This is a genomic window from Bradyrhizobium sp. Leo114, from assembly GCF_055229415.2.
In genome coordinates this window covers 1-16,316 of record NZ_JBUYEN020000039.1, presented here as the reverse complement: position 1 = coordinate 16,316, position 16,316 = coordinate 1, and the positions used below count along the sequence as shown (strand labels likewise).

Here is a 16,316-nt window from a genome sequence, read left to right as displayed (position 1 = left end):
ATGTTGATTCCTTTTAACGTCGCGGTTGCGTAGAAAATCGTAGCCGCGAGACCCGCGATAATTATCGTCGTGTCCCCAAGACTAGGACAAGCTCAATCCGAGGGTCCGAAACACATGTCCGATCGTCCAAATCATGCGTTGCCACGCTTGGTGTCCTTGACGGTCACCTCGGCGCCATTAGGCGATGCAGTTGACGCTGGGAATATGGCGCGCATTCTTGTTCTCTGTGACGCTGCTGTGCCTGATGTTGTTGCGCGGACTAGAGATAGAGCGGCGGCTCGATCGCGGCGTTAAGCGCAGTTCTTGTTACGGCGTTCTCATTCTTGCATAGTTTGTTGAGTGAGTATTTCATGGGGCTTGCATCCGTAGCGTGTCCCACGCCTCAGTGATCTGGACCACCGGGTCGCAGCTTGTTCACGGCTGGCTCACTCGCCGTGATCCGCCATGTCAAGGTGCATGGCACGCGGCATCGGCCTTGGCTCGCTAGACTGTTGGCCCGGCGACCCACCAAGGTCGTTGCCATCGCGCTCGTCAACAAACTCGCCAGAACCGCTTGGGCTATGATGGCCAAGAACGAACGATACAACGCACCCGCCGCTCGTGGCGTGATCGAGACGAGATGCACCGGACACCCAGCGTGACGTAACGGTTGGGAGGGCGAACAGCACTTAATGCAGTGCCGGTCGATCCGGCGATCAGGACGGCTCACATGGGCCACGGCATTTTCGAATGCGTGCTGTTGATCGGGACTTGATCCGCGTAGGGCATTATGGCCAGCGGTTATGTGCAGCGCGCAAACAGGCCGAACACATGCCTGCTGCGTGCAATGCTGTAAAATGAAGATTCTCCTTGCCCACCCGGAGCGGTCCACACATGGCCAGCTGCAGGATGTTCAGTTTACATCGCCTGACTTGACTGTGCAGGCAGGGTGAACTGAAAAGTCGCGCCCTGAGGTTGGGCGGCGGTAGCCCATAGTCGTCCCCCATGCGCTTCAACGATGGTGCGGCAGATCGATAGACCCATCCCCAAGCCGCCGGGCTTTGTCGTGTTGAAGGCGTCAAAGATGTGCTCGAGACCCGGTGAACTCAGACCTGGACCCGAATCCCGCACTACGACGAGCACGCCGTCCGGCTCGACCTTACCAGTGGTGATCACTAACTCTCGCGACCGCTCGCTGACCGAGCTTAATGCTTCAATAGCGTTGATGATCAGGTTCATGATCACTTGTTGCAGCTGAACCCGATCTCCTTGAATGAGCGGCAAGCCCTCCACGAGGTGTGACTGCACCGAAATGCCATTCTTCACGACCTCGCCACGGGTCAGGGCGATGACCTCGAGGATTGCTCCGTTGATGTCCACGTCTTCTTTCCGGAGAGGTGCCTTTTTGAAAAGCGCGCGCATGCGGCCGATGACCTCGCTGACGCGATTGCCGTTTGCAAAAATCCGGTTGAGAGCCTGCCGAGCCTTCTCCAGATCTGCCGGTTCTTTGCTCAGCCAGTGCAACGCCGCAGAGGCATTGTTGAGCGTCGCCCCAATCGGCTGGTTGACTTCATGGGCAATCGAAGCCGAGAGCTGCCCCATTGTTGCGACTCGATTCGCGTGCACGAGCTCCATCTGCACCTCGCCGTAACGCCGCTCGCTTTCGCGAATTTCCTTCTCCGCCCGCTTGCGCTCGGTTAAGTCGACCACGAAGGCCACGCCCTGGTCGTGTCGCCCGCCGAACGTCGCTGCCCCGACCAGCACCGGCACGCGGCCGCCGCTTTTCAGGAAGTACTCCTTCTCGTAGGGTTGCGTGGTTCCGGTCGCCTCCAGATCCGCCACACGTCGGTCGTCGGCATCTCGCCATTCGGCGGGCGTCAGATCCCGCCAGCGCAGTCGACCGGAGACGAGATCGTCGCGGCCGTATCCGACGATGCGGAGAAACGCTTCGTTGGCATCGATGATTCGACCGTCCGGATCCCAGACGAAGATGCCGATGATGTTAGCATCCACTAGCCGTCGGATCCTGGCCTCCCGCTCAGCTAGATCGCGGTACAGGCTGGCGTTCTCTATTGAGATAGCCGCCTGGGAAGCGAGCAGTGTGAGGACTACCATTCGAGCAGGAGTAAACGCGGCAGTCGTAAGGTTGTTCTCCAAGTACAGCATCCCGATCAACCTGGTCTGCTTAAGTATCGGCAGGCAGAGCACTGACCGTGAGCGGTGGTCGCGAATATAGCCATCCTCTGAAAACGCGCTCTGACTGGACGCATCGTGCAGGAGAACGCTTTCTTTTGTCCGAAGGACGTAGCGAAACACAGACTTCGGTAGATCTGCGGCCGTGACGCGTGCCTGTTTCAGGACCACGTTCACGTTGTCACTGCTGGTTGTGGCCTCCGCTTCAATTTGATATTTGTCGCCTCGCGGAAGGATCAAGAGACCTCGATCGGCGCCCGCGTGTTCGATTGCCGAACTCATGAGCGTGTTGATTAACTTCTCGAAAACGATCTCGCCTGACACGGCTTCCGAGACTCTGATTACGGTAGCCAAATCGAGCTGCTCGTTGGGTGCCACTATTGTCGCGGTGGAATCCGGGATCGACTTGTCCACCTTGAGGTGCGGATAAAGCTCCTCGAGTTGGCGAACCTTTCCGTCGGCTCCCCAGCGCAGGTAGCAGGCCCGCGCGGCCCGCAAATAGGTCGCCGCGATCTTCTCGTAACCGCGCTCTGCGTAGAAACGCCCGGCAATCTCGTTGGCAATTGCCTGGTTGTGCACGAACCCGTATTTGTGAGCGTCGCGGATGGCCTTGTCGTACAGCTCCTGAGCGTTCAGTAGCCGGCCCTCAATGCGGGCGATCTCGGCACCGACCAAGGCAGCGCAGTCTTCGAAGGTTTCGGGGTTGACCTCCGCCCACATTTGGAGCTGCCGGTGTTGGTCCAGCACAAAATCGAAATGCGTCGGTCTCTGCTCCGGTGTGGCGTGATCCCAGACCGCCGCGTGCGCCAGCGCGCCATAAAATCGATACACCGCTGACTCGAACATTGCCGCCGACGTCCAAAGCAGCGGTTCCGCGTGCAGCGAGGCGTCGACCGCCGACGCAAGGTCCCCGGCAAAAAAGTGCGCCTGCAGCTTTCGCGTCCAGTAATAGAACTCGGCGAGCACCAGATCGGGGCTATTGGCCAAGCGGCGTTCGGTATCGAGTTCGCTGTATCCCTCATGATCCAGGCACCCGAACGTCGCAGTCAGCCCGCGCAAGGTCAGAATCAAACCGAGTTGTGCTCCGCAGCGCTCGACGAGCGGGCCGAAACCCACCCGCCTAGCAAATGCCAGGCCGTTCTCGCATTCCTTTTGCACTTCCGCGAGTGGATCCCCGGCGGCCAGGCAAACCGTGACGGTCAGTAGCTCGCACTCGGCTGTCAGATACTCGATCGAGAAGATGAGCTGGTGATTACGTTCCCAAGTCTCTTCTGCAAGAAGGGCTCTGCCGGCCCTGAGATACTTGAGCGCCGAGTCGTATGCCGTCGAGAGTTTCGCGCGCCGGCCTGCGATCAGATTCAGTTCTGCGACGCGCTCACGATCCTCGACAGAGGTGATGAGATGGGAGCCCCGGTTGAGTTGATTGACGATCTCAAATATCGCCTCTTCACGTTTTTCAGCGGGCGTGTGCACGGCGAGGAGCACTCCGATGTGCAGGTGAGCCTCGGCACGCAGCTCCTTCGGGATCATCGAGTAGGCGGCTTCCTGCACGCGGTCGTGCAGGAAGCCGTAGGAATTGTCCGCACGGAAGATGAGGCCCGATCGCACGGCTTCCCAGAGATGGGCGTGCAGGTCCTCGACCGAGCCCTGATACCCAATCCGCAGCATCTCAAACTCTGCACTGTTGCCCATGCAGGCGAACTGCTGGAGTACCTTCTGGGTTTCTGGCGGAAGGCGCTTCAACTTCTCGACCATCAGCTCTACAACATTGTCCGTGAAGCCTTTGGCACGAATGCGGAGCAGGTCCCATACCCAACGCCGCGCGCGGTAATCGAATGTCAGCAGGCGATCGTCCGCCAGAGTAGAAATGAACTGGATTGCGAAGAACGGGTTGCCCGTGGTCTTTTCGTGAATCAAGTCTGCCAGTGGGGCGGCGCGCTCCAATTGGCAATGAAGCGAGTCCGCAAGCAGTTTACCCAGATCGTCGCGACTGAGTGGTGTGAGAACGATGTCCTGCACTGCCGCTCCGGCCTGACGGATCGCTTCTAGCTTACGTACCAGCGGGTGGGTGGCATTGATCTCGTTGTTCCGATACGCACCAATGAGCAGTAAGTGCTGCAAATCGTTGCGGGTCAACAGATCTTCAAGAAGGTCGAGTGTGGCGGCATCCAGCCATTGCATGTCATCAAGGAAGAGCGCGAGCGGGTGTTCACGTCGCGCAAATACGCCGATGAACCGTCGAACCACAATCTGAAAACGTCTCTGCGCTTCCTGCGGCGGCAATTCGGACACCGGCGGCTGCTCGCCAATGACATGCCTCAGTTCCGGAACGAGATCGACGAGGAGCAGTCCGTTCGGACCCAGCGCCTCACGAAGTGCGTCCCGCCATTTGCGCACGTCTTCCTCGTTCTGGCTGAGGAGCCGCCGGATGAGGCTCTGAAACGCCTGGGCCAGCGAGGCATGCGGAATGTCGCGCTTGTACTGGTCGGATTTGCCCGACGCAAACAAGCCGCGTGGCGGCACGAGTGGTTTGTGGAGCTCATTGACGACTGCGGATTTGCCGATGCCGGAGTATCCGGAGACCAGCACCAGTTCCGCTCGGCCACCGCCAACGATGCGGTCGAAGGCGGTGAGCAGAGTGTCAACCTCGCGGTCCCTTCCGTACAGCTTCTCGGGAATCATGAGGCGATCCGGGGTGTCGCGAGAGCCAGGAGTGAAATCATCGATCCACCCCTGGGACTCCCATTGGGACAGGCAGCGCCGAAGATCGCCTTCAACTCCCACCGCTGTCTGATACCTCTCCTCCGCCGTCTTGGAGAGCAACTTCATCGTGATCGCGGAGACCGAAGCCGGGACGGTTTCCACCCGCTCACTGGGTGCGGCTGGTTGTTTCGCGATGTGACAGTGCACCCATTCCATCGGCTCGGAGGCCGTGAATGGAAGACTGCCGGTCAGCATTTCGTAAAACGTCACTCCAAGCGAGTAAAGGTCGCTCCGAGAATCGATGGAACGGTTCATTCGTCCCGTCTGCTCGGGTGCCATGTAGGCGAGCGTTCCCGCGATGAACTCGGGAGGTTCGGGCGACTGGCGCTCGCGCGGAAGTCGGGACGCAATCCCGAATCCGGTGAGCCATGCGTTGCCGGAGTCGTCGACGAGGACATTCGCAGGCTTGATATCCTTATGTATGAGGCCCTGCTGATGGACTTGACCGAGTGTTCTTGCCAACCCAATGGCATTACGAAGGAAGCGAGTCAGGTCGAGCGGTTGCCCCTGGTCACGCTCAAGAATCCGATCCAGCGGCTGACCGCCGGGGTCCTTGAGTAAGAGGATCGTCCGCCCTTCGTGACGAGTAATGGCCAGAGGCTTGGCAGCCCACGCGGGATCGAGTTCGGCTGCGAACGAGTATTCGTGCATGAGCCGCCTGATACTGTGAGGCGGCGCCTGTTCAAAGAGTGCGATCGCCAGGACTGGCGAGGGGTCGTCGTGCTTTCGGCCGCGGTAAAGGGCAAAGTCCGCGCTTTCCCGCAGGGGCACCAGCACGTACCCCGAGAGCCCCGGGATAGGTGACATTCTTGTTGCCACAGCATCACCACTTCAGCAAGCTGCCTAACCTTCACGCAGCGCTATCATAGCGCTACCCGGCTCTCGCGCGCATGCGTCAATCAGGCGGTCTTCGTCGTATGCGTACGATGCGCAATACGCCGGATCAACAGATATCGCTGACCGATCCGGATGCCCGTTCGATGGCCACCAGCGGACGTGGATCGGGTGTCGTCGGCTATAATGTCCAGGTCGCGGTGGACACCGCGACACCATCTGATTGTTACGCACGAGGTCATAAACGTCGGCCGACAACGGCCGCGCGCCGATCCTATCCGTTTGCACACAACCAAGACCCGGAACGGACATATCGGGATCACCGCTTCCAGAGAGGAAAAAAGGCGCTTAGTGCCAGGCGGGAGATCGTAAATCAGACGCCGGCCGCCGCCTTCATTTCACCCGCGAGTTCATCGTAGCAGACCGTCCACGCCTCACGAACGGCGGGCGTGAGATCCTCTCCAAGCGCCTGTTCGAGGGTCCAGAGCAACGCTTCCCGCACCGCGTCATAGTCCGCGAGCTTAACCCCGTACTCGACATGGCGGAGGGCAAGGTCATGGATCGCGGGCGAAAGGTGATCCAGCGCGGGTAGATTGTAGACGACCATAGCGAGCATGGTCATTAGCTTGACGCCCTGAATACGCATGTTGTTTCTGAATAGCGGCCGGAAATTCGGATTGGTGGCGAATAGCCGCTCGTAGAACAACGCCCCGGCGACCTCAGGCATCGCCGCGAGCCGGGCGAAGGTGGTCTGAACAAGCTCCTGCTGCACAGCATCCACGATGTCATTTCCTTTGCGCGCGGGCGCGGCTCACTCGGCTGCGCGCGACACATGATAGCAATCGGATGCGACAGCTCAGGCGCATAGAAGCGTCGTGCAACCTGACGCATCTCATTGGCGCGCGATTTCCGTGGGTCATTCACACGGAAGCAGTTGCGATGTCGCCTCATTTAGCGCCAAGCAACGTCTCATTTAGCGCCAAGCGGGAGATCGCCCCGAGCAATTCACGATGTGTCCTTTCCTGTCGTGCGCTGGCCATTCACTCGTCCTTGCGATGCCGCACGCAGCATGGTGGGCGGGCTACCGAACTCGCTTGCGAACGCGCGATAAAACGTCGCCATACTGTTGAACCCCCAGCCAAAAGCTATATCGATCACCGATCGGCCGGTTCCCGTCGCGTCGGCGACGGCGTCGCGGCACCGGAGCAGTCGCTCGCGCGAAACGTATCGGGCGAAACTGACATTGTTTGCCTCGAACAGGCGATGCAACTGGCGCGCCGAGATGCCGAGTGCGGCCGCGGCGCTGGCGGCGGTCAGGGAAGGATCGGCGAGATGCAGGTCGACGTAACGCTTGGCGGCCGCGAGCCGCGCCGATTGTAGCGAATCCCGCCCCCGATTGATGCCTTCGTTGGAGATGTTACAGCTCAGTGCCACGAGACCGCAGAGATTGCGCAGCACGGCTTCACCGTGTTCGTTGGAGAGCAGCGGGGCTTGCGCCTTCGCCGCATCAATAGCTGCGCCGAGCAGCGAGCCGAGCGGCGAGGCACCGGCCAACCGAAACGGGCGTTCCAGTCGGCCCCCGGTTATAATCGGCGAGAGTGCAGCCCGCGGGATGATCAGCATGTCGAACGACGCTGGGCCTTTCCATTCCGCGTTGAATTGCCATTCGGTCGAGCTTATGCAGAAATCACCCGGCTCATGCATCAGGTCGACTGGCGTGCTGCGTGCCGCGGCCCTCCAGATGACCGGCGCGCGAAATCGGCGGACGAAGAACGCTTCGATCTTGTCCCTGGCAACGTCGGCCGCCGTCCGTTGGACCCTCTCAAGTCCCGAACTTATCTCCAGCAGCGCAAATTCGCCTGCAATCGATCCATTCGCTTCCGCGCGAAAGGCAGCGGGATCCGGAATCTCGCCCGGCGTGATGCTATGGGCCTGCTTCGCGAAATAGTCGCACCAGAACCTCACGCGGTCGCGCGGCGCAATATGGTCCGTGGAAAAATGGACTTGCATGACCATCCCGTGGGCCGACCAAATGCCTTGGAAACCTAACCTTAGACCGGTTACATGGGCAAAGCGAGGGTGCCAGACTTTGGGGCTGCCACTTTTTAAAGCGGATGTGGAGAGTTCCTTTGCGTCTCGATTCCAGCGGGCGAGCTGATCACCGCACCCGCCTCTCCGCGGCCTTAACTGAACAACAACCGAATGGCGATCGGCGCAAAATGAGACATCGTGCGGCGCACGGTGAGACGACGGTAGTGACCTGCGAGACTATGCTTACTCAAATTCGAGTGTAAGGCCGAATAGATCCTATGAACAATGTGAGTACGCAAAGGAGGTTGAAAATGGCAACCAACGCAACGAGCACGATGATTTTGGATGGCGACTTCGACAAAATCGACTTCCGAGGAGAAGTCGTCGACGGGCACCTCGTCACAAAAGGAATTCTTGCAGACCAAGCGGCAATGGATTCTATCCCAGTAGGGATATACGTTCTCGAAAAGGATGCCACTGTCGTCAAGTGCAACAAAGCTGCAATCGCGGGTTGGGGACGCACGCCGTCTCTGGGAACCTCGGAAAAGTATTGCGGGTCACACCTTCTGCGTTACCCTTCAGGAGAAGTGATGCCGCACGAAGTTGCACCACCATCCGTGGTGATCAACAACGGCGCCACCGTTCGCAACGCCGATGTGATTTGCGAGCATCCGAACGGCAATCGTCTTCTGGCGCTCGTTAATGTCTTTCCAATTCGTGACAACGAGGACGAGGTGATCGGAGCCGTCAACATTTTCCGTCACAATACCAGCAAGACTGTCCCTGGCTTACTCTCCGAGTCTGCAAATAATTCCGATTCCGAGATCGGTGAGGGGGAGGAGCAGTGAGGCTCCCTTCGCCGCTTCTGGTTCCGTAGTTCTTCATAGGGACCTTCTCGGCATGTGGCGTACCAGAAGCTCAATGTTTGTCCGCCGCACCCGGCTGACCGCGTTTTCGGGCCCTGGAAATTACAAGTACGCTAACTAGGGCGCGCGGTGCTTTTGCGCGCGCCATACATTTGCGATGGAGCTAGCTGTGCGATCGAACGAGCGACGTGAACGGGAGCGTGAGATGCGTGACGCTGGGCGGCTGCCCCCAGGACAGTCGCTGACGCTCAAGTGGCCGGTGCTGCATGTGGGCTCGGTGCCGCTCTTTCGTCCCAGGACGTGGGATTTTCGCGTATTCGGCCTGGTAGAGGAGCAGCTGCGGCTTTCGTGGGAAGAGCTCTCCAATCTGCCGCAGAGCGAGGTATTTTTGGACATGCACTGCGTCAACGGCTGGAGCCGGTTCGACAACCATTGGGGAGGATTGCTCGCCACAGAATTGATGAAGCGAGTGAAGTTGCGGCCAGAGGCGCGGCATGTGATGGTCCATGGCGAGAACAACTACACGGCAAACCTGCCACTCTCGGATTTTCTGCGCCCGACAACGATTTTCGCGCTGCGGCATAACGGCGTACCGCTTACTGCTGAGCATGGCTACCCGCTGCGCCTCGTGGTACCAAACCTCTATGCGTATAAGAGCGTGAAGTGGGTGCGCGGGATCGAGTTATTGGATCGCGAATCGCCGGGCCTATGGGAATTTAACGGATATCACGTCTACGGCGACCCGTTCAAAGAGCAGCGATCTTCGAGCTGAACATCGGGACGCTGGAGATATGGGTCGCTCTCAAGTACGGCTGCTCGAAGCCAATCGTTAGACTATTTCACCTACAGGTACGACTTCATCAGAACAACAACATAAGGATGAACGAGTGCATAAAGGTCAGTCCGGGCATCGCTAGACCGGTTCATTCGTCCTGTCTGCTTAGGTGCCGTCCAATTAAGCTGAGGATCACCTGCTGCAGGTGAACTCGATCCCTTGAACGGACGGCAAGCCGCCCGCGAGTACCGTCTGCACCGAAATGCCATTTTTCGTGACTTCGCCATGGGTCACGGCGACGACCTCGAGGATTGCTCCGGCGCAAATTGTTCCAAATATCTCGCCGTCAGGCCGCGAGAGCCAGATAAGAAATCATCCCCAGTTCCACATCTCCGATTTCCAGTGGTCCTAGCCCATTTGCCGTTTTTGCGCTCGATTGCTTGATCATTATTGCTGAAATTCGAATTTGCTTGCGGCGCTCGTGGAGCCTAGCGAAGGCAGATGCGATTTTCCAGCTGTCCGAAGGCGGTATAGTTCACGATCGTCGGCCCGAGCGCAAACCACAATATGACCGAACTCCTGGTCGCGCGCCGGCAGGTGATTGAGCGGTCATGACGGATCTTCATCCGATTTGGCGCGCTGCAGAGCCGATTCGACGCATCCGAGCAGAACCTCCTCGTCGATGGGTTTGGTCAGGTAGCCAACGACGCCATGACCTAGAGCCCAAGCTCGCGTGCGGTCATCGGGGTAAGCGGTGATCAGAATTGTTGGTATGTTATAGCCAGATCCTGCCAAGTTGCTATGCAACTCAGTCCCAGTCATGCCCGGCATGTGGACATCAACGATCAAACAGGACGTATGGCGTACGTTGGGAGACGCCAAAAAATCCACTGCGGACGAAAAGGCCTCAATCGTGAAACCCATTGCTCGCATGAGATCCGCTAACGCCGCGCGAAACTGCTCATCATCATCGATGATCGAAATTTGACTCTTGCTGGGCATATCCCGCATCTCGCGTTCCGCGTCCATTTCAAGAAGCACACTGCGCGGCTATCCAATCATCGCGCGGCGGACCGCATCCCCAGCAGTGAAAGTGTAACGACAAGGGTCTCGACTTGGCGATTATATTGTGGACGGGCGATGCCACACTTCGGAATAATCGATGCTATACTCTGGAACAATCAATGCAGAACTTCTGAATAGTTCAGCCCGGTTTGGGCCACGTCCGAACGCGTACGCTGATGCCACGTCGATGCGCTTGACGCGGCCGCAGCACCCTTTCGGCAGCCGATTAAAAGCATGAATTGGCTTACGCAAACAAGAACGTCTTTGCGGATGGAGCCACGTGCCATCATGAAGCGATTAGGAGCGCGGCGACTTTATGCCAAGCGCCTCCGCCATTTTCACAAGCTCAGCCAGCGATTGCGCACCCATCTTCTGCATCACGTGGCTGCGGTGCGCCTTCACAGTGATCTCAGCTACGTCTAGCTGGAAAGCGATCTGCTTGTTCCTCAAGCCGGTAGTCACGAGAGCCAGCACCTCTCGCTCGCGCCGGCTCAAACGCTCGAGACGCGATTTCAGCTCCGTGAGCCGCTGCTCGGCTTTCCGCCGCGTTCGATCGCGCTCCAGCGCGATCGTCACTGCATCCAGCATATCTTGATCGCGGAACGGCTTGGTCAGAAAATCCACAGCTCCTGCCTTCATCGCCTTGACCGACATCGGAATGTCGCCGTGGCCGGTCATGAAGATGATGGGAATGGAAGCGTTCACTTTCGACAGCTCGGCTTGAAAAGCGAGACCGCCCAAGCCGGGCAATCTGACGTCAAGCACGAGGCAGCTCGCCACGTCGCGTAACAACTCGCCTTCGAGCAGCTCTGCGGCCGACCCAAACAATTTGACTTTGTAGCCGACCGAGTTGAACAGATCTCCGAGAGAGTCGCGGAAGTCCTTGTCATCGTCAACGATGACGATAGTTGGTGCCTCGGCTACGGCACGCTTTTGATTAGAATGCTGCGCCACGAGATACTCTTCCGATACGCGCCGACTTGCAGTGTAAAACTATCACCTTCACGAGGGCCATTCAACGCACAACGCCTCCCGAGAGTTCCAGTGTAGAACGCCATCGTTCGTGGCCACGAGAAGTTCACCAGGTCGATGGTCATCAGGACCCTTGGTGTAAGCCGACCGATGAAATGTCAGCTCAACTCACGCTCCGTTAGCAGCGACAGATTGCGGAACGCCCCTCGCATCGCTCTGTGGCCGTTGGGCAAGGGTGTTCCCCTTGCGCCGCTTCAGCCTTCAGTCGCTTTGCTGAACTCCCGCTCCGGGCTTTCCGCTTCCTGTTCGCCAAGAGTCTTCCAGCTCGCGGAGCCAAGATGGCAAAGCAGTCTTGGCCGGTTGCCGATGGGCTATGGGGAGCATCGAGTACGGCCAGATCTCCGATTTGCTGCGTGTTAACTGGTTCGGCGTCTTCAGACGAAATGATCCGTTTAAGTGCGATACCGTGCTCGCCGCTACGGTCGCGAGAACGGATGCTGCCAGGGCCATCACTCGTAGACGCATGTCTTCCTCAGGCTCGTGAGCTGCTTTCTAGCGGCACCGAAAGCCCGATCATCCTTATCGCAATGTGAGGCCGAGATGCCTCCATTTTCCGAATAGCAAAATTGGTCGCAACGCACGCAGCTCATTCATGTGTCATAGGAGGAGCCACACTTCGGCGATAATCCGTGGGGGCAATTCCGGTCGCCTTCCGGAACGCCGTGGCGAACGCGTTAGGAGTTCTGAAGCCTACCGCCAAACCGATTTCCGCCATCGAGCCTGCGCGTTTTGCCAGCAGTACCTTGGCGTGCTCAACACGACGGCTGGTCTGGTATCGATGTGGCGGCATTCCGAGTGATTGCTTGAATACCCGGCAGAAGTGATACGGGCTCAGACGAACGAGCTGCGCCAACGTGCCAATCGGTATCCGCTCATTGAGATGTTCGTGGATATAGGCAGTGACGAGTCGTTGCTGCCACGGTGCAAGGCCACCTCGGAGTTGAGGTTGAATGCTGGGCATCCCACAAGTGAAACGCGCGACTTCATGTATGAGCAGAGTACCGAGACTCCCGAAGGAGATCGGGTCTCCTGCAGAGCTCTCGACGAACGTCTTCAGCTTGAGCGCGGTGTGCCATAGCGTTTCGTCTTCGAATAGTAGGCGTGGAGCGTCCGGTAGGTCGGTGATGCCCGGCTTGGAAAGAGCCTTCACCTTCTCAGGTTCGAAGTAGAAGTACATGAGCCGCATCTGCGACCCGCGCGGCTCGTGCCAATCATGAAATTCGCGGCCAGCCGGCACGAATGTCAGCTTCCGCTCGAGGTTCCGGATCGCTGATCGCGGCAGACCTTCCACAAATGTCTCTCCGTTGCGGCGCTCTCCCTTCTCGTACATCACGAGCATATGCATTGGAGCCCGAAAATGATGTTGGATTTTGCTTCGGCTGGCGAATCGCACAGATTCGGCCGCCATGCCTTGCCCCGCTACAGTGAGGCGTGTCACAGCCTCGGAAGGAGAGATTTCAACGACAGGATGGATCCCGTCCGCCGCGACGTAACCATCCAATTGGCGAGCTGGATCGAAATTGGACGAGTCATGGTCACGTGCAATGATCGGGGATCGAGTTATCGGAAGCAACACTTGTGATCTTGAAAGTTGTTGCAGATCTTCAGTGCCGTTCAGCGAATCGCGTGGTTTCGATAAATTCTCGCCTAAACGGACTTGCTGGATCTCGGCTCGCAGCGTGGAGGGCGAATGTGGTGGGCGGCCTTCTGCTATCGCTTTTCGGGTTCGCTTGAATTGGAGTGCTGTCAACTGGTCATCATCGGCTAGACGCATGGAGACGAACTCCGGGTCCTATTCAGGATTTCATTCATCCATTCCGTTGTCGCGATCGCGGTGCCCGTGTTGGGGGTAGTAGGCCCCGCGTCAGCGGCAGCTTCCTTCGCCCGAAAGCTGCTACAAGCGATACGAGGTGATCCTGCCCTACGACAGGCAAGTCCTCAATTGCACTCGCGTTTGCACGTCTGACAGGAAGGGCGAAACGGGTTAGACGTTTGGCGGAGCAGGGCTGCGACTTTTGGATATCCCCGTTTCGACTTATTTGTAAACTCAAAGGAAAGCCGCTTGAGGTTCGGGAGCGGCGCGACCGGATCTCGGCGCGCTCGAAATTGCTGCTGACCGCGCACCGGAGCGATGAGCGATTACGTATCCTGTTAGAGGTCGTGATCCAGTCTCATCTTGAATGAGCCCTGCTCATCGTGAGCTTCTTCGGACGGCGTCTATAGATGCCAGTGTAGACCAGGAAGCTCTTTGGTATCGATCAGAAGATCGCCCCACAGGGTGGAGCCTGTCTCAAATTTGCCGGACGCATTTACGCTTTTTCGTAACGGCCCGCGACGTAACGCATCGTAACGCTTGACCGTAACGCACCGCGGCGGCGTGACAGCGTAACGCGATCCCGCTGATCCCGAGGCTGCGACGATTGCCTAGGGGAAGCAGACACAGTTCTGCGCCTGCTGCAAGGCGCGAACTGACTGATCCTGAGAGCATCGCGACCCGCCATCGGGGCTGATCATGCCCGAAGAAGTGGGGATGGTGATGAAGGACCCGTGCTCCAGAGCAAACCAATCTCGGCCGCGCGGTCGCGGTCAACCTGCCTTCGCCGGATAACAGTTAGCTCATTGACGCAGGCGAGAAACTCGCTGATCGCGGCGCGCATTCCAAACTTCGCACAGAGGTCACGATTTTCTTCTGCTATCGCGAGACCAAGTCGGCACGGCTGGTCCGGCGGTGAAGGCTACATACAGACCACGCAGCAATAGCGCGGGAAAAACAATGAGTACGCAAGGCGTGAATGTCTTTCAGCGTTCGTCACGATAGGAGAAGTGGTGCTAGCTTTGGTGACGTTCGGAGGAGTGGTGCTAGCTTTGGTCATTGCAATCTCCTTCACGTGGAAGTCATTAAATAAGCCGCGAACCCAGACGCCAGCTCCTGGTGGGTTGAGCTGCCACGGTTGGCGGAAACCGCCAGCCGTACGGGAGCCGGAACGCATTGACCAGATGCGGCCCGGCGAAATCGCGATCATCCCGAGACGGTCGAGCAACTTCGGCGACCGCGACACCGCAGGCCGTGCGGTGTCGTGGTCCAGCCGGAACGCGACGTAGCTCACGCTCGCCTTGCTGCCGTCACCGATGGCCGCCTCGATCGCCGCGAACACCCAGCGCGCGCTCTGGGGGCAGCGCCGCATAGGCCGGGTTTTCTGATCAATGCGCCATCGTTGCCTTCCTCAGTTGGCTACTGGGCCATCCACACCGCCAGCGCGACCATAATGACCGTCGCGACGAAGACAAGCGCCTGAGCGTTAGACATGCGCCACATCGCGCACCGCCGCCTATTCTGTACGAGCTGGTACAAACGTTACAGCGATATGATTTGCAAATATCTTGACACCGCGCCAACCGGCACTTTGCTCTGTGCCCCAAAGGCCCCGGAAGCGAGGGGGTGCACACAAAGGAAAGGCGGCGCGCGTCCTAAAGGTCAGGTGTCGAAAAAAACGTATCGACTGATGATTCGTTCGTGCTTTACCGTGATTACATCCCGGCCCTTGACGACCGGGTTGCCGTCTTTCCCCGCGAGCGCCCAAGTGTACGTAGACATCTCCCCCGTTGTCTGGATCGGGCCGGTGACGGCGAGCTCCATTTCCGGCATCTGCGCCTGTACCGTTTTAATCGCGAGTTCAATGCCCGCAAAACCAGAAAACCACGCGGCCGGCTCGCCGATGACCACGTCTTCTGCATAGGTTAAAGGGATGCCCGTGATGCGCTCAGCGGCATGTCGAGCGTTCCAGATTTTCAGGTGCCGATCGATAATCTTTGCGACGGGATTGGACATGTCTCACTCACGCTTATGTGCAAGGCGTGATCGCCCTGCGCTCGCATCAACCCATGCTCCCCGGCATGAAGCATCTGACGCCAACCAAAGCGCCGTGCAGATAGTAGGGCCAGACCATCGTGCGACCAGCGCGGTTCGGTCCATCCACGACAGCGTCGTTCGGAACATCAACCCACTCGCCATCAATGCGCGCGCGATAGTGACCGTCTTTCGTTTCCCAATCGGCGTCATCAACGCGCTTCGCATCACTGCCATCGCAGCAGGGCCCCTTGCCACTGGACAAGCTCTCATACCAACTGTTCAACTCAGGGCGTTGATGATCGTGGGCGCGAGCGTGACCGATTGTGGAAACCGACAGCATGACCGTGAATGCGACCAGTGTTGCATGCCAAATGTGATTGTTCATCTCGCGCCCAATGTCGTTCGCTATTCGTCCATTATTCCATTTCCACTGTCGCACTTTATGAGCCTGTGCACCTTTCCAATGCATCCAACCTAAGACGATCGCGATCAGCGGCTCAATTGAACGTAGGTAACCCTGCGGCATCTAAAGGGGTCCCGGATACGATACGAAGGTTTATGCGCTCGCCCTCTAAAGCCACGTATTTTCCCGCGAGCGCCAGAACCGGGCAGGCGACGTCAGCAAGCTCCTTGCGCGTCTCGGCGCTGACAAGCATGCGGTATGCGGCGGCATAGCCTCTTGGGTCGGCGCCGAGCCAGCGGGCTCGAGCTTTGCGTCTGGCGCCGTCGTTCGTCCACAGGTGATCCGGAAAAGCTTTCGGGAAGACATCGCTGTCAATCCCCCGCATGCCTTTCTCATCCGTAAGCGCTTAGCCGCAACCCTATTGACACTGGCTTGACGTTTTGCGGAACCGCCACGGCATGAGGTCTTCGATTCTGTTATGGGGATGGCCGTCGATGATCGCCTCGAGTGTTTCGGCGATGTAGG

General features: G+C 58.4%; 12 protein-coding genes and 1 pseudogene. 3 read left to right on the top strand and 10 right to left on the bottom strand.

The window, feature by feature from the left end; all coding sequences use genetic code 11:
- Positions 1–897 precede the first annotated feature (897 nt).
- Positions 898–5,742, bottom strand: coding sequence for a trifunctional serine/threonine-protein kinase/ATP-binding protein/sensor histidine kinase (locus ACZIRK_RS33965; protein WP_130224819.1), 4,845 nt, complete (start codon positions 5,740–5,742; stop codon positions 898–900).
- Between the two features lie 131 nt (positions 5,743–5,873).
- Between ACZIRK_RS33965 and ACZIRK_RS33960 the strand changes: the two are divergent.
- Positions 5,874–6,030, top strand: a pseudogene (locus tag ACZIRK_RS33960) (IS5/IS1182 family transposase); the annotation flags it as partial.
- Positions 6,031–6,142: 112 nt separating this feature from the next.
- On the opposite strand, the gene ACZIRK_RS33955 reads toward ACZIRK_RS33960, so the two are convergent.
- Both ACZIRK_RS33955 and ACZIRK_RS33950 read right to left on the bottom strand, forming a co-directional pair.
- On the bottom strand, positions 6,143–6,550 hold the full coding sequence (locus ACZIRK_RS33955) for a globin domain-containing protein (RefSeq protein ID WP_245474606.1): 408 nt from the start codon (positions 6,548–6,550) through the stop codon (positions 6,143–6,145).
- Positions 6,551–6,774: 224 nt separating this feature from the next.
- Complete coding sequence (locus ACZIRK_RS33950; protein ID WP_165435114.1) at positions 6,775–7,779, bottom strand: helix-turn-helix domain-containing protein; 1,005 nt, start codon at positions 7,777–7,779, stop codon at positions 6,775–6,777.
- Positions 7,780–8,111: 332 nt separating this feature from the next.
- Between ACZIRK_RS33950 and ACZIRK_RS33945 the strand changes: the two genes are divergently transcribed.
- Positions 8,112–8,648: a PAS domain-containing protein gene (locus ACZIRK_RS33945; protein WP_130224815.1), complete on the top strand. Its 537-nt coding sequence runs from the start codon at positions 8,112–8,114 to the stop codon at positions 8,646–8,648.
- Between the two features lie 223 nt (positions 8,649–8,871).
- A complete protein-coding gene (locus tag ACZIRK_RS33940) occupies positions 8,872–9,438 on the top strand; it encodes a sulfite oxidase-like oxidoreductase (RefSeq protein WP_207230978.1) in 567 nt (188 codons plus the stop codon).
- 612 nt (positions 9,439–10,050) lie between these two features.
- Here the strand turns inward: ACZIRK_RS33940 and ACZIRK_RS33935 are convergent.
- The 7 genes from ACZIRK_RS33935 to ACZIRK_RS33905 form a co-directional block, all read right to left on the bottom strand.
- Positions 10,051–10,443: a response regulator transcription factor gene (locus ACZIRK_RS33935; protein WP_028164516.1), complete on the bottom strand. Its 393-nt coding sequence runs from the start codon at positions 10,441–10,443 to the stop codon at positions 10,051–10,053.
- Between the two features lie 360 nt (positions 10,444–10,803).
- Complete coding sequence (locus ACZIRK_RS33930) at positions 10,804–11,460, bottom strand: response regulator transcription factor (protein ID WP_130224811.1); 657 nt, start codon at positions 11,458–11,460, stop codon at positions 10,804–10,806.
- A 664-nt stretch (positions 11,461–12,124) separates the two neighbouring features.
- Positions 12,125–13,312, bottom strand: a complete 1,188-nt coding sequence (locus tag ACZIRK_RS33925) for an AraC family transcriptional regulator (RefSeq protein WP_130224809.1) — start codon at positions 13,310–13,312, stop codon at positions 12,125–12,127.
- A 961-nt stretch (positions 13,313–14,273) separates the two neighbouring features.
- Positions 14,274–14,693 carry a hypothetical protein gene (locus ACZIRK_RS33920; RefSeq protein WP_130224807.1) on the bottom strand — a complete coding sequence of 140 codons (420 nt, stop codon included), beginning with the start codon at positions 14,691–14,693 and terminating at the stop codon, positions 14,274–14,276.
- 320 nt (positions 14,694–15,013) lie between these two features.
- Positions 15,014–15,367, bottom strand: coding sequence for a hypothetical protein (locus ACZIRK_RS33915; RefSeq protein ID WP_456645656.1), 354 nt, complete (start codon positions 15,365–15,367; stop codon positions 15,014–15,016).
- A gap of 46 nt (positions 15,368–15,413) precedes the next feature.
- The gene (locus ACZIRK_RS33910; protein WP_456645655.1) at positions 15,414–15,914 is read right to left on the bottom strand and encodes a hypothetical protein; all 501 of its coding nucleotides are present in this window, start codon (positions 15,912–15,914) and stop codon (positions 15,414–15,416) included.
- A complete protein-coding gene (locus tag ACZIRK_RS33905) occupies positions 15,886–16,176 on the bottom strand; it encodes a hypothetical protein (RefSeq protein WP_474418941.1) in 291 nt (96 codons plus the stop codon). The genes ACZIRK_RS33910 and ACZIRK_RS33905 overlap by 29 nt, the downstream gene beginning before the upstream one ends.
- Between the last annotated feature and the right edge of the window lie 140 nt (positions 16,177–16,316).